Source organism: Pseudomonas sp. 2hn, from assembly GCF_019646095.1.
Lineage (GTDB): Bacteria > Pseudomonadota > Gammaproteobacteria > Pseudomonadales > Pseudomonadaceae > Aquipseudomonas > Aquipseudomonas peradeniyensis.
Map to the genome: position 1 here is coordinate 86,363 of NZ_CP081016.1, position 18,640 is coordinate 105,002.

General features: G+C 64.4%; 20 protein-coding genes. 9 read left to right on the forward strand and 11 right to left on the reverse strand.

Translation table 11 applies throughout. The features are described 5' to 3' along the window. The first annotated feature begins 148 nt into the window (after nucleotides 1-148). Nucleotides 149-643, forward strand: a complete 495-nt coding sequence (locus tag K2O50_RS00380; RefSeq protein ID WP_156329564.1) for a hypothetical protein — start codon at nucleotides 149-151, stop codon at nucleotides 641-643. Between the two features lie 205 nt (nucleotides 644-848). Here the strand turns inward: K2O50_RS00380 and K2O50_RS00385 are convergent, their stop codons facing one another. Continuing rightward, nucleotides 849-1,805, reverse strand: a complete 957-nt coding sequence (locus tag K2O50_RS00385; protein ID WP_050703197.1) for a zinc ABC transporter substrate-binding protein — start codon at nucleotides 1,803-1,805, stop codon at nucleotides 849-851. A gap of 18 nt (nucleotides 1,806-1,823) precedes the next feature. On the opposite strand from K2O50_RS00385, the gene zur reads away from it, so the two are divergent. The 4 genes from zur to K2O50_RS00405 all read left to right on the forward strand — a co-directional run bounded on the left by zur (nucleotide 1,824) and on the right by K2O50_RS00405 (nucleotide 4,691). Continuing rightward, entirely contained in the window at nucleotides 1,824-2,309 is a 486-nt protein-coding gene (gene zur, locus K2O50_RS00390; protein ID WP_050703196.1) for a zinc uptake transcriptional repressor Zur, read from the forward strand. Then, nucleotides 2,306-3,079 carry a zinc ABC transporter ATP-binding protein ZnuC gene (gene znuC / locus K2O50_RS00395; RefSeq protein WP_050703195.1) on the forward strand — a complete coding sequence of 258 codons (774 nt, stop codon included), beginning with the start codon at nucleotides 2,306-2,308 and terminating at the stop codon, nucleotides 3,077-3,079. The genes zur and znuC overlap by 4 nt, the downstream gene beginning before the upstream one ends. Continuing rightward, on the forward strand, nucleotides 3,072-3,854 hold the full coding sequence (gene znuB, locus K2O50_RS00400; RefSeq protein ID WP_050703194.1) for a zinc ABC transporter permease subunit ZnuB: 783 nt from the start codon (nucleotides 3,072-3,074) through the stop codon (nucleotides 3,852-3,854). Before znuC ends, znuB begins: the two co-directional genes overlap by 8 nt. Nucleotides 3,855-3,983: 129 nt before the next feature. Beyond that, a complete protein-coding gene (locus K2O50_RS00405) occupies nucleotides 3,984-4,691 on the forward strand; it encodes a PA5502 family lipoprotein (protein WP_050703193.1) in 708 nt (235 codons plus the stop codon). Between the two features lie 60 nt (nucleotides 4,692-4,751). Here the strand turns inward: K2O50_RS00405 and katE are convergent, their stop codons facing one another. Beyond that, complete coding sequence (gene katE, locus K2O50_RS00410) at nucleotides 4,752-6,896, reverse strand: catalase HPII (protein WP_050703192.1); 2,145 nt, start codon at nucleotides 6,894-6,896, stop codon at nucleotides 4,752-4,754. 223 nt (nucleotides 6,897-7,119) lie between these two features. On the opposite strand from katE, the gene K2O50_RS00415 reads away from it, so the two are divergent. The 3 genes from K2O50_RS00415 to K2O50_RS00425 all read left to right on the forward strand — a co-directional run bounded on the left by K2O50_RS00415 (nucleotide 7,120) and on the right by K2O50_RS00425 (nucleotide 9,633). Then, nucleotides 7,120-8,127 carry a methionine ABC transporter ATP-binding protein gene (locus K2O50_RS00415; RefSeq protein WP_050703191.1) on the forward strand — a complete coding sequence of 336 codons (1,008 nt, stop codon included), beginning with the start codon at nucleotides 7,120-7,122 and terminating at the stop codon, nucleotides 8,125-8,127. Further along, entirely contained in the window at nucleotides 8,127-8,798 is a 672-nt protein-coding gene (locus tag K2O50_RS00420; protein WP_050703190.1) for a methionine ABC transporter permease, read from the forward strand. The genes K2O50_RS00415 and K2O50_RS00420 overlap by 1 nt, the downstream gene beginning before the upstream one ends. Nucleotides 8,799-8,862: 64 nt before the next feature. Further along, nucleotides 8,863-9,633, forward strand: a complete 771-nt coding sequence (locus K2O50_RS00425) for a MetQ/NlpA family ABC transporter substrate-binding protein (RefSeq protein ID WP_050703189.1) — start codon at nucleotides 8,863-8,865, stop codon at nucleotides 9,631-9,633. A gap of 207 nt (nucleotides 9,634-9,840) precedes the next feature. Here the strand turns inward: K2O50_RS00425 and K2O50_RS00430 are convergent, their stop codons facing one another. Genes K2O50_RS00430 through K2O50_RS00450 form a run of 5 tightly spaced genes read right to left on the reverse strand, consistent with a single transcriptional unit; the run spans nucleotide 9,841 to nucleotide 13,724 of the window. Then, a complete protein-coding gene (locus K2O50_RS00430) occupies nucleotides 9,841-10,473 on the reverse strand; it encodes an SCO family protein (RefSeq protein ID WP_028688687.1) in 633 nt (210 codons plus the stop codon). Next, nucleotides 10,470-11,318 (reverse strand): heme o synthase, encoded by an 849-nt coding sequence (gene cyoE / locus K2O50_RS00435; RefSeq protein WP_409077838.1) that lies wholly within the window; start codon nucleotides 11,316-11,318, stop codon nucleotides 10,470-10,472. Before cyoE ends, K2O50_RS00430 begins: the two co-directional genes overlap by 4 nt. A 35-nt stretch (nucleotides 11,319-11,353) precedes the next feature. Next, entirely contained in the window at nucleotides 11,354-12,427 is a 1,074-nt protein-coding gene (locus K2O50_RS00440; protein WP_050703187.1) for a heme A synthase, read from the reverse strand. A gap of 9 nt (nucleotides 12,428-12,436) precedes the next feature. Further along, nucleotides 12,437-13,015, reverse strand: coding sequence for a hypothetical protein (locus K2O50_RS00445; protein WP_050703186.1), 579 nt, complete (start codon nucleotides 13,013-13,015; stop codon nucleotides 12,437-12,439). Continuing rightward, the gene (locus tag K2O50_RS00450) at nucleotides 12,981-13,724 is read right to left on the reverse strand and encodes an SURF1 family protein (RefSeq protein WP_050703185.1); all 744 of its coding nucleotides are present in this window, start codon (nucleotides 13,722-13,724) and stop codon (nucleotides 12,981-12,983) included. The genes K2O50_RS00445 and K2O50_RS00450 overlap by 35 nt, the downstream gene beginning before the upstream one ends. A 62-nt stretch (nucleotides 13,725-13,786) precedes the next feature. Between K2O50_RS00450 and K2O50_RS00455 the strand changes: the two genes are divergently transcribed. Next, nucleotides 13,787-13,990 (forward strand): twin transmembrane helix small protein, encoded by a 204-nt coding sequence (locus K2O50_RS00455; RefSeq protein ID WP_023628968.1) that lies wholly within the window; start codon nucleotides 13,787-13,789, stop codon nucleotides 13,988-13,990. A gap of 149 nt (nucleotides 13,991-14,139) precedes the next feature. On the opposite strand, the gene K2O50_RS00460 is transcribed toward K2O50_RS00455, so the two are convergent. The 4 genes from K2O50_RS00460 to coxB are packed head-to-tail and all read right to left on the reverse strand — an operon-like array spanning nucleotide 14,140 to nucleotide 18,360. Beyond that, on the reverse strand, nucleotides 14,140-15,027 hold the full coding sequence (locus K2O50_RS00460; RefSeq protein ID WP_050703184.1) for a cytochrome c oxidase subunit 3: 888 nt from the start codon (nucleotides 15,025-15,027) through the stop codon (nucleotides 14,140-14,142). Between the two features lie 16 nt (nucleotides 15,028-15,043). Continuing rightward, nucleotides 15,044-15,601 (reverse strand): cytochrome c oxidase assembly protein, encoded by a 558-nt coding sequence (locus tag K2O50_RS00465; RefSeq protein WP_050703183.1) that lies wholly within the window; start codon nucleotides 15,599-15,601, stop codon nucleotides 15,044-15,046. Nucleotides 15,602-15,611: 10 nt separating this feature from the next. After that, nucleotides 15,612-17,201, reverse strand: a complete 1,590-nt coding sequence (gene ctaD, locus K2O50_RS00470; protein ID WP_050703182.1) for a cytochrome c oxidase subunit I — start codon at nucleotides 17,199-17,201, stop codon at nucleotides 15,612-15,614. A 31-nt stretch (nucleotides 17,202-17,232) separates the two neighbouring features. Next, nucleotides 17,233-18,360 (reverse strand): cytochrome c oxidase subunit II, encoded by a 1,128-nt coding sequence (coxB, locus tag K2O50_RS00475; protein ID WP_050703181.1) that lies wholly within the window; start codon nucleotides 18,358-18,360, stop codon nucleotides 17,233-17,235. Nucleotides 18,361-18,640 lie beyond the last annotated feature (280 nt).

Genomic DNA, 18,640 nt, shown 5'->3' on the forward strand with positions numbered 1-18,640 from the left:
GACAGTGATTGGCTTTGTATGCAAACCACCGCCCGAAATTAATTGTCAACTATTGATTTTGTCAGTTGTAAGATTCCCGAGTCAGATGTCATATATAAAGCGCATGAAATGTTTCAAGCGAACCATGAGCCTTATTCGGAGATCTGACATGTCTGACTCAAAAGTATCCTGCCCCACTTTGCTTGACTACTCCTATTTCTGGAATGGACGCCCCACTGCAGTTTCGACAGATCAATTCTTGGTGAAATCCGCTACCACGTTTACTACAAGTATTACATTTAGAAATAATACCGGCCTGGAAATTACCTTGGGGCGCCCGCAGTTGTGGACAAATGTTTTACCCCAAGATGGAGGTGAAGGTTATCAACCTGGAGAATTTTTCTATGAAGTCCCTGAAGGTGCAGTTGCCAGGGGAGCAGAATTCACCCTGAAAATTAGCTTCGAGACAGATAATGTCCCTGAAGAACACCGAACGGTAACCATTCGCCCACAATTGGCGGGTGGCGGGTGGTACAATCCATTTGACGTAGCATCACCAATTGTAAAATACGAATTCCAATGTGCCACACCTAGCCTTGATGGCATCAGAATCTTCAGTATTCCAGCAGGAGTGCCAGCCTCTGATAACCGCCAAATTCGCTAGTCGAATGTGCAGCTCTGCAGTTACCGGCAATGGGAAAAACACGCCGACTCCAACTATATGAGTCATGAACGATCAGTTTTATTACATATAAAACTCATAAATCCTGATTGCCATACTTGTTCAATCAAAACTCAGCTTCGGCTCAGCGTGAAGCCATGAGTGATTGGCAGGGTGGCAATCAGGCTTTTCGCGACTGCACACCGGCTCAGAGCGGTTCCAGGCAACCGGTCAGGTCGTTGCCCAACTTTTCCAGCAAACGCTCATAGCCCCTGGCATCCACCGCATCGCTGCCCCCCAGCGCATCCAGCTCCGCCAGGCGCACTGGCAAACCAGCGGTCAACGTCTCGGCCAGGCGCGGGCGCAGCGGCGGCTCGCTGAACACACAGGTCTTGCCCACCGCCTGCAGGCGCTTGCGCATCGCGGCGACGTGCTGCGCGCCCGGCTGCACTTCCGAGGCGACGCTGAACACACCGGCGTGCTTCAGGCCATAAGCGGCCTCGAAGTAGTCGAAGGCTTCGTGGAACACGAAGTACGGCTTGCCGGCGATCCCCGCCACCCGCTGCTTGATCCGCCCATCCAGGGCATCCATGCGCTCGACGAACAGCTTGAGGTTGGCCTGGTAGCGCGGCGCATTGGCCGGATCCGCTGCCGCCAGGTCACCGGCCATCTTCGTCGCGATCACCCGGGCATTCACCGACGACAACCACAGGTGCGCATCGAGGCTGCCCGGACGGTGGTCATGGTCGTGATCGTCGTGGTCTTCCTCGTCGTGGGAGTGGCTGTCCTCGCCGAAGTGGCGCAGCTGCAGGCCTGACAGCGACTGCACGGCCACGGTCGGCTTGGCGCGGCTCTTCAACACGCGGGGCAGGAAGCCTTCCATGTCCGGACCGATCCAGTACAGCAGGTCGGCATCGGCGACCTTGCGCACGTCGGAGGGGCGCAGCGCGTAGTTGTGCGGGGAAGCACCCGGCGGCAGCAGCACATCGGGGCTGCCGACACCGTCCTGGACGGCGGCGGCAATCTGCTGCAGGGGCTTGATGCTGGTCAGCACGCGCACGTCGGCGTGGGCCGAAAAAGCGATGAAAGCGACAAAGAGGGCAAGGAATCGGGACACGGTGGATACTCGGGTCGTCAGAAACAGGTAACATAATAACGTCTCCATCCTGAACCGTCGCTGCCCATGTCCATCACGCCGCTGGCCCACCGTCCCCACGATCATTCCCACTGCGTCCACAGCGCGCTGGCCGAGGCCGACGCGCTGTGCAACCGTCAGGGCCTGCGCCTGACCGCCCTGCGCCGCCGCGTGCTGGAGCTGGTGTGGCAGAGCCACAAGCCGCTGGGCGCCTACGACATCCTCGCCGTGCTCAGCGAGCAGGACGGCCGCCGCGCCGCGCCGCCCACCGTCTATCGGGCGCTGGACTTCCTGCTGGAGAACGGCTTGGTGCACCGCATCGCCTCCCTCAATGCCTTCATCGGCTGCAGTCATCCCGAGCATGCGCACCAGGGCCAGTTCCTGATCTGCCGCGAATGCCATGTGGCCATCGAGCTCGAGCAGAACAGCATCAGCGACGCCATCGTCAGCAGCGCCAAGGCCGTGGGCTTCGCCGTCGAGACGCAGACGGTCGAAGTGGTCGGCCTGTGCGGCAACTGCCGGGGCAAGGCATGAGCGACGCCCTGATCCGACTCGAGCAGGTCGGCGTCAGCTTCGGTGGCGAGGCGGTGCTCGACAGCATCGACCTGGCCGTCGCGCCCGGGCAGATCGTCACCCTGATCGGCCCCAACGGCGCCGGCAAGACCACCCTGGTGCGCGCCGTGCTCGGCCTGCTCAAGCCGCACCGCGGCAAGGTGTGGCGCAAGCCGAAACTGCGTATCGGCTACATGCCGCAGAAGATCCAGGTAGACGCCACGCTGCCGCTGTCGGTGCTGCGCTTCCTGCGCCTGGTGCCCGGGGTAGACCGCGCGGCAGCCTTGGCGGCGCTGCAGGAAGTCGGCGCCGAGCAGGTGATCGACAGCCCGATCCAGACCATCTCCGGCGGCGAAATGCAGCGCGTGCTGCTGGCCCGCGCCCTGCTGCGCGAACCCGAACTGCTGGTGCTGGACGAACCGGTGCAAGGCGTCGACGTGGTCGGCCAGACCGAGCTGTACAACCTGATCACCCGCCTGCGCGACCGCCATGGCTGCGGCGTGCTGATGGTCTCCCACGACCTGCACCTGGTGATGAGCGCCACCGACCAGGTGGTCTGCCTCAACCGCCATGTGTGCTGCTCGGGCCACCCGGAGCAGGTCAGCAACGACCCGGCCTTCGTCGAGCTGTTCGGCCAGAACGCGCCGAGCCTGGCCATCTACCACCACCATCACGATCACAGCCACGACCTGCACGGCTCGGTGATCGCCCCCGGCGCCCATGTCCACGGAGAGCACTGCAAGCATGGCTGATTTTCTTCTCTACGCCCTGCTTGCCGGCCTGTCGCTGGCGCTCGTCGCCGGCCCGCTGGGCTCCTTCGTGGTCTGGCGACGCATGGCCTACTTCGGCGACACCCTGTCCCACGCCGCGCTGCTCGGCGTGGCGCTGGGCTTTGCCCTGGACGTCAGCCCGGCGCTGGCGGTGACCGTCGGCTGCCTGTTGCTGGCGATCCTGCTGGTGACCCTGCAACAGCGCCAGCCACTGGCCTCGGACACCCTGCTCGGCATCCTCGCCCCCAGCACCCTGTCGCTGGGCCTGGTGGTGCTGAGCTTCATGCACGATGTGCGCATCGACCTGATGGCCTACCTGTTCGGCGACCTGCTGGCGATCAGCACCACCGACCTGGCCTGGATCCTCGGCGGCAGCGCGCTGGTGCTGGTGCTGCTGGCGATGTTCTGGCGGCCGCTGCTGGCGGTCACCGTGCACGAAGAGCTGGCGATGGTCGAAGGCCTGCCAGTGGCCGGCCTGCGCCTGGCGCTGATGCTGCTGATCGCCGTGGTGATCGCGGTGGCGATGAAGATCGTCGGCGTGCTGCTGATCACCTCGCTGCTGATCATCCCGGCCGCCGCGGCACAGCGTCACGCCCGCTCGCCGGAACAGATGGCCGTGGGCGCCAGCCTGCTGGGGGTTACCGCGGTCTGCGGCGGCCTGGCGCTGTCCTGGTTCAAGGACACCCCGGCCGGGCCTTCGATCGTGGTCTGTGCGGCGGTGCTATTCTTGCTGAGCCTGGCGTTGCCGAAACGCTGAGATTCCAGGGCGCCTGCTGACGCGCCCTGCAACCTTTTCATCGCTTGCAGGTCTGACAAGACCAGTTTTCGAGCGTGCGCACCTGGGTGTAGACTTGCTCGCTTTTTGCGCAAATAGAGAGTCGCAGGAATGAAGCCGTTCGCCTCACGTTATCTGCTTGTTGCCGCGTTTTCCCTGTTCCTGGCCGCCTGCTCCAGCAAGCCGGCCGAGCAGCCGGTCGCGCCTGCCCAGCCGGATGCCTGGCAGCAGCTGGAACAGAGCATCGCCAGCAACGAACTGGCCACCGCCGAGGACCAACTGGCCGCGCTGCAGGCCCAGGCGCCGGGCGATGCGCGCCTCGAGCCGCACCAGCGCCAGTTGGCCGAGGCCTACCTGCAACGCAGCCGCATCGTCCTGCAAAAGGGCGATGTGAATGCCGCCGCCACCGCGCTGGCCCGCGCCCGGGCGCTGATGCCCCAGGCCCCGGCCCTGACTGGCGGCGATGCCATGGCCCAGGCGCGCAAAGCCGAGCTGGAAAAAGCCGAGGCGGCGCTGAAGGCGGCCGAGTCCAAGCCCAAGGCCCGGGTCATCGACCCGACCGCGCCCAGCAGCGTGGTGGCGTTGAAGACCACCGACAGCCGGGCGATGCGCCGACAGCTGGATGACATTGCCGCCGACGTGGTGAATTACCAGTGCGAGGTGGTGTTCCAGGTGCCGCGCACCCAGGATGCGCCGTGGCTCAAGACCCTGCTGGAGAAGCGCGTGCGCAAGCTCGACAGTGGTTTCGAGCTTGAGCAGAAACATGAGATCCAGCGCTCGATGCCGGCGCAGGTGGTGCTGATCCCTCATCAGCAGTGATCAATCGCGGGGCAAGTCGGAGCGGCGGTACGGCGGTCCGACTTGCCCCGCGATGCATTCTTACGCAGGTATCGCCTCGGCAGCCGCCTCCCGCGCCCACACCCGGTGTCCCTCGATTGCCGTGAAGAAGGCCTCAAACGCCTTCTGATCATCGCCCAGCAACAGCCCCGTATCTTCCTTGAGCCCCAGTTTGTTCAGCAGTAGCTTGCCCTCACTGACTACGCCCATGGGCTTGAGATGCTTGTAGGCCTCGAGCAGGAAATGCTTGGCCACGCCACTGTTTTCCAACGCTTCCAGCGAAGCCTTGCCCGCCGGCACCCACACGCCGTCGAACATCACCGACGGCATGCCCTCCATCGACGCATCCACCGGCAGCTGTTTGCCATCGGCAGTCTTAGCTGGTGCCGAAGTCGGCCCAAGCAGCATGGGGCGCGCACTTTGCGCCTCCAGCGCCTTGACCACCTTGTCGACACTCGCGTCATCCACGCCATCAGCCACCAGGATGGCAATCTTGCGCCCACGGATGCCGATATCCCCGGGGTGGTTCATCTGGCTCAAGGCCTTTGACTGCTCCGGCTTGCTGCTTTTGACCTTGACCGTGCCGGCCTTCGGCGCCGGCAGCCCGAGGTTGGCGGCGACCGCTGCCGCCAACTTGAGATCGATGTTGGCCAGGATCTCGTTCACCTCCCGCGCCCGGATCGCCTCGCGCTCGACCTTGCCCAGTTCAAAGCTGTAGGCCTTGATGATGTGCTGCTGCTCGGTGGGGCTCATGCTCTGGAAGAACAGCCGCGCCTGGGAGAAATGGTCGCCGAACGACTCGCTGCGCTGGCGGATCTTGTGCGCATCGATACGTTCCTGGTAACTCTCGAAACCACCATCCTGCGCGGCGGGCGGCGTTTCCTTCGGCCAACCGCCATCGATCGAGTTGGGCTCATAAGAGGCCCGTCCCTTGTCGATGGTCATGCGGTGCATGGCGTCGCGCTGGCTGCTGTGATTGGGCGCGATGGGGCGGTTGATCGGGATCTCGTGGAAGTTCGGTCCGCCCAGGCGGCTTATCTGGGTGTCGGTGTACGAGAACAACCGGCCCTGCAGCAAGGGATCATTGCTGAAATCGATGCCCGGGACGATATGCCCTGGGCAGAAGGCGATCTGCTCCACTTCGGCGAAGAAGTTGTCCGGGTTGCGGTCGAGCACCATCTTGCCCAGCGGCGTCACCGGCACCAGCTCCTCGGGGATGATCTTGGTCGGGTCGAGCAGGTCGAAATCGAACTTGTGCTCGTCGGCCTCCGGCACGATCTGCACGCCCAGTTCCCATTCCGGATAATGCCCGGTCTCGATCGCCTCCCACAGGTCGCGGCGGTGGTAGTCGGTGTCCTTGCCGGCAAGCTTCTGCGCCTCGTCCCACAACACCGAGTGCACGCCCTGGCGCGGCTTCCAGTGGAACTTGACGAAGCTGGCCACGCCTTGGGCATTGATCAACCGGAAGGTATGCACGCCAAAGCCTTCCATCATGCGCAGGCTGCGCGGGATGGCGCGGTCGGACATCGCCCACATGACCATGTGCGCGGATTCCGGCACCAGCGATACGAAGTCCCAGAAGGTATCGTGGGCAGAGCCACCGGTGGGTATCTCGTTGTGCGGTTCGGGTTTGACCGCGTGGACGAAGTCGGGAAACTTGATCGCGTCCTGGATGAAGAACACCGGCATGTTGTTGCCGACCAGGTCGAAATTGCCCTCGTCGGTGTAGAACTTCACCGCAAAGCCGCGCACGTCGCGCACTGTGTCACCCGAGCCACGTGGCCCCTGCACGGTGGAAAAACGCACAAACACCGGGGTTATTTTCTCGGGATCTTGCAGGAAACCGGCCTTGGTCAGTTCGGCATGGCAGCCGTAGCTCTGGAAGTATCCATGGGCGCCGGTCCCGCGGGCATGGACGATACGCTCGGGTATGCGCTCATGGTCGAAGTGGGTGATCTTCTCGCGCATGATGAAGTCTTCGAGCAGCGAAGGCCCGCGGGCGCCGGCCTTGAGGCTGTTCTGGTTGTCGGCGACCTTCACCCCCTGGTTGGTGCGCAGCGCCTGGCCGCTGGCGTCGCTGCGAAACGCCTCCAGACTCTGCAGCTTGGCGTTGGTGTTGGCCTTGTCCGGGGTGTCGGTGCCGGCGACAGGGCTGGGCTGTGGCGCCTGGGGCGTCTTGCTGGGCATCTTCGGCTCTCCTCATCAGTCATCAGTCTGCCCATTCGGGCTTGTTCAATTAGTGACTGGGCCGCCGTCGGATGCGTTCAATCGGATTGCCGACCGTCGCGATATGCCGATTGGATTGGAGCATTGCGAAATTAATGCTAAGAACAGGCAGGGGAAAAGGCTAAAATGCGCGACCCCGGCTAACCGCTGACCCAAATTCCATGCGCCCCACAAGGTTCGCTCAGTGATCGAGTTTCAAAATGTCCACAAGACCTACCGCGTCGCCGGTAGGGATATCCCGGCCCTGAACCCGACCAGCCTGACCATCGAAGATGGCCAGGTGTTCGGCCTGATCGGCCACTCCGGTGCCGGCAAGAGCACCATGCTGCGTCTGATCAACCGCCTCGAGGAGCCATCCGGCGGCAAGATCGTGGTCGACGGCGAGGACGTCACCGCCTTCGACGCCAACCAGCTGCGCCGCTTCCGCCAGCAGGTCGGGATGATCTTCCAGCACTTCAACCTGCTGGCGTCCAAGACCGTCGCCGACAACGTCGCCCTGCCGCTGGTGCTGGCCGGGGAGTTGCCGCGAGGCGAGATCGACAAGCGCGTCACCGAACTGCTGGCCCGCGTCGGCCTGTCCGAGCACGCCAAGAAGTACCCCGCGCAGCTGTCGGGCGGACAGAAGCAGCGCGTCGGCATCGCCCGCGCCCTGTCCACCAACCCGAAGATCCTGCTGTGCGACGAGGCCACCAGCGCCCTCGACCCGCAGACCACTGCCTCGGTGCTGCAACTGCTGGCCGAGATCAACCGCGAACTGAAGCTGACCATCGTGCTGATCACCCACGAGATGGACGTGATCCGCCGGGTCTGCGACCGCGTGGCAGTGATGGACGCCGGGCAGATCGTCGAGCAAGGCCCGGTGGCCGACGTGTTCCTGCACCCGCAGCACGCCACCACCCGACGCTTCGTCCAGGAGGACGAGCAGGTCGACGAGAACGAGCAACGCGACGACTTCGCCCATGTGCCGGGCCGCATCGTGCGCCTGACGTTCCAGGGCTGCGCCACCTACGCGCCGCTGCTGGGCACCGTGGCCCGCGAAACCGGTGTCGACTACAGCATCCTGGCCGGACGCATCGACCGCATCAAGGACATTCCCTATGGCCAGCTGACCCTCGCCCTGATCGGCGGAGACATGGACGCGGCATTCGCCCGCTTCACTGCAGCTGACGTACATATGGAGGTACTGCGTTGATGGACGCCCTGAATTTCTTCGCCAACGTCGACTGGGCCGAAATCTGGCTGGCCAGCATCGACACCATGATCATGCTGTTCGGCTCGCTGTTCTTCACCGTGCTGCTGGGCCTGCCGCTTGGCGTGCTGCTGTTCCTCTGCGGGCCGCGGCAGATGTTCGAGCAGAAGGGCGTCTACGCGCTGCTGTCGCTGGTGGTGAACATCCTGCGCTCGCTTCCGTTCATCATCCTGCTGATCGTGATGATCCCGATCACGGTCCTGATCACCGGCACCTCGCTGGGTGTCGCGGGGGCCATTCCTCCGCTGGTGGTGGGGGCCACGCCGTTCTTCGCGCGCCTGGTGGAAACTGCCCTGCGCGAGGTGGATCGCGGCATCATCGAAGCCACCCAGTCGATGGGCGCCACCACCCGCCAGATCATCACCAACGCCTTGCTGCCGGAGGCCCGTCCGGGCATCTTCGCGGCGATCACCGTCACCGCCATCACCCTGGTCTCGTACACCGCCATGGCCGGCGTGGTGGGCGCGGGCGGCCTGGGCGACCTGGCCATCCGCTTCGGCTACCAGCGTTTCCAGACCGACGTGATGGTGGTCACCGTGGTCCTGCTGCTGATCCTGGTGCAGGTGCTGCAAAGCGTCGGCGACAAGCTGGTCGTGCACTTTTCCCGTAAGTAACCCCAATGGGGTCGGCCTGGCCGACCCGTTCGGGGGCCGTCGCGGCCCTCACAAGGAGTGATCAATGAAGAAGCTGCTTGCTGTTGTCGCCGCCGTCGCGGCCTTCTCGGCCCACGCCGAGACCCTGACCGTCGCCGCCACCCCGGTGCCGCACGCCGAGATCCTCAAGTTCGTCCAGCCACAGCTGGCCAAAGAGGGCGTGGAGCTGAAGGTCAAGGAATTCACCGATTACATCCAGCCGAACGTGCAGGTCGCAGAAAAACGCCTGGACGCCAACTTCTTCCAGCACCAGCCGTACCTGGATGAGTTCAACAAGGCCAAGGGCACCCAGCTGGTCAGCGTTGCCGGCGTGCACCTGGAGCCGCTGGGCGCCTACTCGAGCAAGTACAAGAAGCTCGACGAACTGCCATCCGGCGCCACCGTGGTCATCCCCAACGACGCCACCAACGGCGGCCGTGCCCTGCTGCTGCTGGACAAGGCTGGCGTGATCAAGCTCAAGGACAGCAAGAACATCCTGTCGACCGTGAAGGACATCACCGGCAACGACAAGAAGCTGAAATTCCGCGAGCTGGAAGCGGCCACCATCCCGCGCGTGCTGACCCAGGTCGACCTGGCGCTGATCAACACCAACTATGCGCTGGAAGCCAAGCTGAATCCGGAGAAGGACGCCCTGGTGATCGAAGGCAGCGATTCGCCTTACGTGAACATCCTGGTGGCCCGTCCGGACAACAAGGACGCCGATGCCATGAAGAAGCTGGCTGCGGCCCTGCATTCGCCTGAGGTGAAGCAGTTCATCACCGAGAAGTACAAGGGCGCGGTGATTCCGGCGTTCTAAGCTGATGTCCCCGGGGCCGCTTTGCGGCCCATCGCGGCACAAGGCCGCTCCTACAGGAGATTGCATTCCTCTGTAGGAGCGGCCTTGTGCCGCGATGGCCTGCGCAGCAGGCCCGAGGAACGAACACCCATCGCGGGGCCAGCCCGCTCCCACGCCAGATTGCGTTCTGGCGTGGGAGCGGGCTGGCCCCGCGATTCATTTCAACGGTCAGTCGCGCTTCACAAGCCCCGGCAACTGCGCCACCAGCTTCTGGTTGTTGAACGGCGCACGGATGAACCCACGCTGGCGCCCGTCCGGGCCGACCACCGCCAGGTTGCCGCTGTGATCCACGGTATAGCCCGGCTTGCTGGTATCAGCTGGGATGAACGGAATGCTCAAGGCATTGGCCAGCTTTTGGGTGTCCTCGATCGACCCCGCCACCCCGACGAAATCCTTGTCGAAGTAACCCAGGTACTGCTTGAGCTGGTTCGGCGTGTCGCGGTTCGGGTCGACGCTCACCAGCACCACCTGCAAACGCTCCAGCGCCTCCTTGGGCAGCTCGCTCTTCACCTGGCGCAGCTGGGCCAGGGTGGTCGGGCAGATGTCCGGGCAGTAGGTATAGCCGAAGAACAGCAACGACCACTTGCCCTTGAGCTGGTCCAGCACCAGCGGCTGGCCGTTCTGGTCGGTCATGGTCACGTCGGGCACGGTGCGGCTCTGCGGCAGCAGGATGATGCCGGCGTCGATCAGCTCGGTGGGGTTCAACTGACCACGGTCGTTGAGCACCTTGTTGACGGTCAGGCCCATGATCAGCGCGACCAGGGCAACGAGGATGAAGACGGTTTTCTGGGTTCGGGTCATAGGTTCAGCAACAGATAGTGGTCTACGAGCAACGCGATGAACAGGGCGAACAGGTAGCCGATAGAGTACTTGAACGTCTTGATCGCCGCGTGCGGCCGGGTGCCACGGTACAACACCCAGGACCAATGCAGGAAGCGCAGGCCCAGCCCCAGGGCACAGGCAAGGTACAGCGGCCCGCTCATGTGGATGGCATAGGGCAACAGGCTCACCGCCAGCAATATCAAGGTGTAGAGCAGGATATGCAGGGCCGTGTAGCGCTCGCCGTGGGTAACGGGGAGCATGGGAATATCAGCTTTTGCGTACTCCTCCTTGCGATGAATCGCCAGGGCCCAGAAGTGCGGCGGCGTCCAGGCGAAGATGATCAGCACCAGCAGCAGCGGTTCTGCGCCCAGGTGCCCGCTGACCGCCACCCAGCCCAGCAACGGCGGGGCCGCTCCTGCCAGGCCGCCGATCACGATGTTCTGCGGCGTGGCACGCTTGAGAAAGCCGGTATAGAGCACCGCGTAACCGAGCAGCGAGGCCAGGGTGAGCCAGGCGGTGAGGGGGTTGGTGAACGCCAGCAGCAGGGCCATCCCCGCCACGGCCAGCAGCAAGGCAAACAGCAGTGTCGGCAGGGGCGCCACCCGGCCCTGAGCCAGCGGGCGCTTGTGGGTGCGGGCCATCAGCGCATCGACGCGGCGGTCGACCACGTGGTTGACCGCCGCCGCGGCCCCCGCGCACAAGCCTATCCCCAGGTTGCCGAACAGCAGGACGCTCCAGGCCACCCCCGCGCGGGTGGCGAGAAACATGCCCACCAGCGAGGTGATCAGCATCAGCACCACCACCTTCGGTTTGGTCAGCTCCATGTAGTCGCGCCATCCGGCGCGCTGGCGTTCCGTGCTCAGAAGCGTCGCCACGAATCGTTCCTCATGTGATGGGAAAGGTGCACGCCGGTCACTGGCGTCAGGCGCCAGCCGTGGCCCACACGGACCTTGTCGACCACGCGGATGCGGTAGTTGACCAGCACCATGCACAGCAGCAGCAGGGCGCCGCCGGCGTTGTGCGCGACGGCCACGCCCAGGGGCAGGTGGAACAGCACGTTGCTGATGCCCAGGCCCAGTTGCAGCGCCAGCGCCAGCAACACCAGGCGGGCCAGGCCACCGAGACCGTGGCGGTGCAGCTTCCAGCTCAAGGTCAGCAACACCAGCATGACCAGCAGCGCGCCCAGGCGATGGCTGATATGAATCGCGGTGCGCGCGTCACTGTCCAGTTGCCCGCCGAGGTAATTGGGGCCGACGTGCTGGGTCAGGTGGAAGCCGTTGCTGAAGTCCGCCGCCGGCCACCACTGGCCGTGGCAGGTGGGCAGGTCGATGCAGGCCACCGCCGCGTAGTTGGCGCTGACCCAGCCCCCCAGGGCGATCTGGCCGATGACCACCAACAGCGCCAGCGCGGCGATCCGGCGCAGGCTCAGCGGCAATTTCGGCAATGGCGCAAAGGCCCGGGATAGACGCAGGGACAGCAGGAAAAGCAGGCTCACCGTGGTGAACCCGCCGAGCAGGTGCGCGGTGACTACCTGGGGCCAAAGCTTCAAGGTAACCGTCCACATGCCGAACGCCGCCTGGGCCAGTACCACTGCCAGCAGCAATACCGGCAGGCGGTAGGGCTGGCCCTCGCGGGCATGCCGGCGCACGGCCTGGAAGGCGAGCAGGGCAATCACCAGCGCCAGGGTGCCGGCGAAATAGCGATGGACCATCTCGGCCCAGCCCTTGGCTTCTTCCACCGGGTGCTCGGGGAAGTGCAGCTCGGCATGGGCCAGCTGGGCATCGGTCTTGGGCACGCTGATGAAGCCGTAGCACCCCGGCCAGTCGGGGCAGCCGAGACCGGCATGGGTCAGCCGGGTATAGGCGCCGAGCAGCACCACCAGCAGCGCCAGCAGGGTGGCGAACGCAGCGAGACGGAATCCGGGTCTGGCCATGGCGGCCTCCTAGCCGATGTTGGACAGCTTGAGCAGGTGGCGCAGGTCGTCCAGCACATGCTTGCCGTTGACCTTGGCGTCGTAGCGCAGCACCAGGTTGCCGTGAGGGTCGACGATCCACAGCTGCGGGCCTACTTCGCCGACTTTCTGCACATAGCGCTGAGCGTCCAGCGGGTAGCGCTGCAACTGCGGGTATTCACGGCCCAGCAGCGCCTGGTAGTCGGCGGCCAGCGGCTGGGCCGCCGCCAGGGCATGGCTGGCACGGCTGGCGTCGCGGCCCAGGCCGACCTGGATCTGCCGGGCCAGGTACACCAGTTGCCGGCACTCCTCGGCGCAGGCCTCGGGGGCGCTGACCAGCAGCTGCCAGCGCTCGTCCCGGGCATCGATGCCGATGTCCGCGCGGCCCTCGCCGTTGCCGATCATCACGCCGTGATAGCTGCGCCCCTCCGGCACCCAGAACTTGAGCTTGTACATGAAGGTGGCGAGGATCATCGGCCCGAGCACGACGAACAGGATCAGCAACAGTTGCAGACGACCCCGCGGCTTGCGGCGGTCAGGCACGTCCAGTGGACTCGTGGCGGCGGCCATGGCGGTTCTCCTTGTCGTTGTGATGCCAGCCGAAATACAGGTAGAGCAGCACCAGCGTGGTGGCCAGGGCGAACCACTGCACGGCGTAGCCCTGGTGCTTTTCCGGGCCCATGGCGACCACCGGCCAGTCCAGGCGGTAGGCGGCCGGGCCGGGCTGCAGGCGCAGTTCCTGGGCGAAGCCTTCGCGGCCCAACTGCTGCCAGAGCCCGGCCGGGTCGATTGCCGTCAGCAGTTGCGGCCAGCGTCCGTCCGGGTTGTCCGGGTGCAGCTGGAAGGTCTTGCCCGGCGCCACGTAGACGGTGGCGCCCAGCGCCAGGGGCTGGTCCGGGGTGTCGAAACGCACCGGCACCCGGCGATCGGGCCAAGGCAGCCAGCCGCGGTTGACCAGCAGCCACAGCCCGCTGGCCTGGTCGTGGAAGGGTTGCAGCAGCTCGACGCCGGCCTTGCCGTCGCGCATCTGGTTGTCCAGCAACAGGCTGTGCGCGGCGTCGAAGCGACCATACAGGTGTACGGGGTAGAACGCCGGGTCCGGCAGCTGGCGCAGTTGATCGACAGCGACCGGCGCCTCGATCTGGCGCTCGGTGTACGCGGCAAGCACGTCGCGCTTCTCGTCGGCGCGGCGCAACTGCCAGCAGCCGAGCGCGATCAGACCCGGCAGCAGCGCGAGCACCACCAGGGTCGGCAGCAGGCCGGGGCGAAACGGCTTCACCAGGGCCTCGTCAGGTCGAGCGCTATACTTGTATTCATCACCGCATCCCCCGGAGTTACGCCATGCTCAAGGCCGCGATAGTCCTGATGCTGCTGGCCACCATCGCCAGCCTGTTCAGTGGCCTGGTGTTCCTGGTCAAGGACGACGACCAGTCGACCCGCCTGCTCAAGGCCCTTACCGTGCGTGTCGCCCTCGCCACCCTGACCATCGCGCTGGTGGCCTGGGGGCTGATCAGCGGGCAGTTGGTCTCCCACGCACCCTTCTGAATTACCTCGATTCCTGTAGGAGCGGCCTTGTGCCGCGAAGGGGCTGCGCAGCGGCCCCAGAATCTCGGCATCATGCAGAATCGCCGGGGCTGCTTCGCAGCCCTTTCGCGGCACAAGGCCGCTCCTACAACAGTGGGCCGTGCCGCCGTTCAGAGCACATACACGAAAATGAACAACCCAACCCACACCACATCCACGAAGTGCCAGTACCAGCTCGCCGCCTCGAAGCCGAAGTGCTTGTCCGGCTCGAAGTGCCCGCGCATCACCCGGCAGAACATCACGAACAGGATCAATGTCCCCAGCGTCACGTGGGCGCCGTGGAAGCCCGTAAGCATGAAGAACGTCGCGCCATAGATCCCCGAGCCCAGGGTCAACCCCAGCTTGTTGTAGGCCTCGTGGTACTCGTAGGCCTGCAGCGCGAGAAACCCAAGCCCCAGCAGGATGGTCAACCCCAACCACAGTTTCAGCGGACCGCGATGGCCCTTGCGCAGGGCATGGTGGGCAATGGTCACGGTCACGCTGGAGCTCACCAGCAGGATGGTGTTGATCAGCGGCAGGTGCCACGGGTCGATGACTTCCTTCGGTGGCGGGAACAGTTTCGGGTCCGGCGTGTGCAGCAGCGGCCAGACGAACTCGAAGTTGGGCCAGAGCATGTGCGCCACGCCCTTGGCTCCATCGCCCCCCAGCCACGGCCCGGCCAGCACCCGCACGTAGAACAGCGCGCCGAAGAAGGCCAGGAAGAACATCACCTCGGAGAAGATGAACCAGCTCATGCCCCAGCGGAACGAGCGATCCATCTGCGCGCTGTACAGCCCGGCATGGCTCTCCTTGATCACCGCGCCGAACCAGCCGAACAGCATGTACGCCAGGAACAGCCCACCGACGAAGAAGATCAGTGGCCCATGGGATTCCGGGTGGCCGGCCTTGAGGTCGTTGAACCAGGTGCCCAGGCCGAACACGGTGATGAACATGCCGATCGTGGCGATGATCGGCCACTTGCTCTGCGCCGGGACGTAGTAGTGCTCGTGGCTTGCCATGCTTGATCTCCTTCCCTCAACGGGCGGCCTCGGTCGCGGCATGGGCGACCGGCGGGTGGCGAGCGGTGATGTCGAACAGGGTGTAGGCCAGGGTCAGGTGCTTCACCGACTCCGGCAGGTCGCGGTCGACGATGAAGCGCACCGGCATCTCGATGCGCTCGCCCGGCTGCAGCACCTGCTGGGTGAAGCAGAAGCACTCGGTCTTGTGGAAGTACGCCGCGGCCTCGGCCGGGGTGATGCTGGGAATGGCCTGGGCACTCATCGGCTGGTTGGTCGGGTTGCGGGCGATGAAGATCATCTGGTTCACCGCCCCCGGGTTGACCTCGATCTGGTCGGCGGTGGAATGGAATTCCCAACTCATGTCACCGGCGTTGGTGGACATGAACTGCACCCGCACCGAACGCGACGGGTCGCTCACCTGGGTGCCCGCGTATTGCCCACCGGTCTTGCCATTGATGCCGAAGGCCTTGCACATCACGTCGTAGATCGGCACCAGGGCGAAACCGAAGGCGAACATCACCACGGTCAGCATCAGCAGGCGGCTGACCAGGCGTTTGAGCGACAGGCCGTCCATGGGCAGGCTCCTACTTCACTTCCGGCGGGGTCTGGAAGGTGTGGTAGGGCGCCGGCGACGGGACCGACCACTCCAGGCCTTCTGCACCGTCCCAGGGCTTGGCTGCTGCCGGCGCGCCGCCGCGTATGCACTTGATGACGATGAACAGGAAGAAGATCTGCGTGGCGCCGAACATGAACGCGCCCACCGACGAGACCATGTTGAAGTCGGCGAACTGCAGGTTGTAGTCCGGGATCCGGCGCGGCATGCCGGCCAGGCCGACGAAGTGCATGGGGAAGAAGGCCAGGTTCATGCCGACGAACGACAGCCAGAAATGCAGCTTGCCGAGGGTTTCGTCATACATGTGGCCGGTCCACTTCGGCAGCCAGTAGTAGGCCGAGGCGAAGATGCCGAAGATCGCCCCGGGCACCAGCACATAGTGGAAGTGGGCGACCACGAAGTAGGTGTCGTGGTACTGGAAGTCCGCAGGCGCGATGGCCAGCATCAAGCCGGAGAAGCCGCCGATGGTGAACAGGATGACGAAGGCGATGGCGAACAGCATCGGTGTCTCGAAGGTCAACGAGCCTTCCCACATGGTGCTGACCCAGTTGAACACCTTCACCCCGGTGGGTACGGCGATCAGCATGGTCGCGTACATGAAGAACAGCTCGCCCACCACCGGGATGCCGACCACGAACATGTGGTGGGCCCAGACAATGAACGACAGGAAGGCAATCGCGCCGGTGGCATAGACCATCGAGGTGTAGCCGAACAGCGGCTTGCGCGAGAACGCCGGGATGATCGAGCTGACCGCGCCGAAGGCCGGCAGGATCATGATGTACACCTCGGGGTGACCGAAGAACCAGAACACGTGCTGGAACAAGACCGGGTCGCCACCGCCGGCGGCGCTGAAGAAGCTGGTGCCGAAGTGGATGTCCATCAGCATCATGGTCACCACGCCGGCCAGCACCGGCATCACCGCGATCAGCAGGAACGCGGTGATCAGCCAGGTCCAGACGAACAGCGGCATCTTCATCAGGGTCATGCCCGGGGCGCGCAGGTTGAGGATGGTGGCGATCACGTTGATCGCGCCCATGATCGAGCTGATGCCCATCAGGTGGATGGCGAAGATGAAGAAGGTCACGCTGGCCGGGGCGTAGGTGGTCGACAGCGGGGCGTAGAAGGTCCAGCCGAAGTTCGGCCCGCCGCCGGGGCTGAACAGGGTCGAGACCAGCAGCAGGAACGCCGCCGGCAGCAGCCAGAAGCTGAAGTTGTTCATCCGCGGCAGGGCCATGTCCGGCGCGCCGATCATCAGCGGGATCATCCAGTTGGCCAGGCCGACGAAGGCCGGCATCACCGCGCCGAATACCATGATCAGCCCGTGCATGGTGGTCATCTGGTTGAAGAACGCCGGCTCGACGATCTGCAGGCCGGGCTGGAACAGCTCGGCGCGGATCACCATGGCGAACGAGCCGCCGAGCAGGAACATGCTGAAGGCGAACCACAGGTACATCGTGCCGATGTCCTTGTGGTTGGTGGTCAGCACCCAGCGCATCAGACCCTTGGCCGGGCCGTGGGCGTGTTCATGACCGTGGGCGTGGTCGTCGATCACTGCACTCATGTCCTGTCTCCTGCAACCCTAAGGCACCGGTTCATTTGCTTTCCGCCTGCTTGAGCGCCAGCACGTCCTTCGGCGTGACCATGTCACCCTTGTTGTTGCCCCAGGCGTTGCGCTCGTAGGTGACCACGGCGGCGATGTCGACTTCCGAGAGCTGCTTGCCGAACGCCGCCATGGCGGTGCCGGGCTTGCCGTGGAAGACGATGCCCAGGTGGGCTTCCTTGGGCCCGGTGGCGATCTTCGAGCCCTTGAGCGCCGGGAACATCGGCGGCAGGCCCTGGCCTTCGGCCTGGTGACAGGCCACGCAGGTGGTGTGGTAGACCTTGTCGCCGCGCGCGACCAGCTCTTCGAGGGTCCATTCCTTGCTGGTCAGCTCCTTGAGCTTGGCCGCCTCGGCCTTGCGCTCGCCAAGCCAGGTGTCGTAGTCGGCCTTGGACTTCACCTCCACCACCACCGGCATGAAGCCGTGGTCCTTGCCGCACAGCTCGGTGCACTGGCCACGGTAGATGCCCGGCTTCTCGACCCGGGTCCAGGCCTCGTTGACGAAGCCGGGGATGGCGTCGCGCTTGACCGCGAAGGCCGGCACCCACCAGGAATGGATGACGTCGGCGGCGGTCACCAGGAAGCGCACCTTGGCGCCCACCGGCAGCACCAGCGGCTGGTCGACCTCGAGCAGGTAGTGCTCGTCCTTCGGCGACTTGTTGTGGATCTGCTCGGCGGGAGTGGCCAGGTTGCTGAAGAACTCGACGTCCTGGCCCAGGTACTTGTAGTGCCACTTCCACTGGTAGCCGGTGACCTGGATATCGATGTCCGAGTCGCTGGCGTCGTAGATGTCGATCAGGGTCTTGGTGGCCGGAATGGCCATGGCCACGAGGATCAGGAAGGGCACGACGGTCCAGAGGATCTCGACCCAGGTGTGCTCGTGGAAGTGCGCGGCCTGCTGCCCGGTCGAGCGGCGGTGGATGACCATCGACCAGAACATCGCGCCGAACACCACGATGCCGATGATCACGCAGATCCAGAAGATGGTCATGTGCAGGTCGAACACTGCGTGGGAGACATCCGTCGCCCCGGGCGCCATGTTCACCGTCCATGCTGCCTGTGCCTGACCGAAAACCGACCACAGCAACAGGCCCATCCAGACATGTGGATGTCGCATCATTGCGGGTTCCCCTTATCGTTCTTGTAGTCCCGGAGGCGTGGACGACCTGCTACGACAAAGGGGGGAACGGTGGCCAAGACTGCCTGGCTTCGACGACCGAGCCCCCTGCTTAAGGCAGTCGGGCCTCATCAACGAATCACGTTTCACCCGGAGTATAGACACCGACCAATGGGGCGCAACGCAGGGCTTGAAATGATCTTCACGCAACCAAACGTTTGCGCTGAAAGCCGCATGGATACTGGGCCGGGGCACAATAATGGCACTTTGATATAGCCAATTT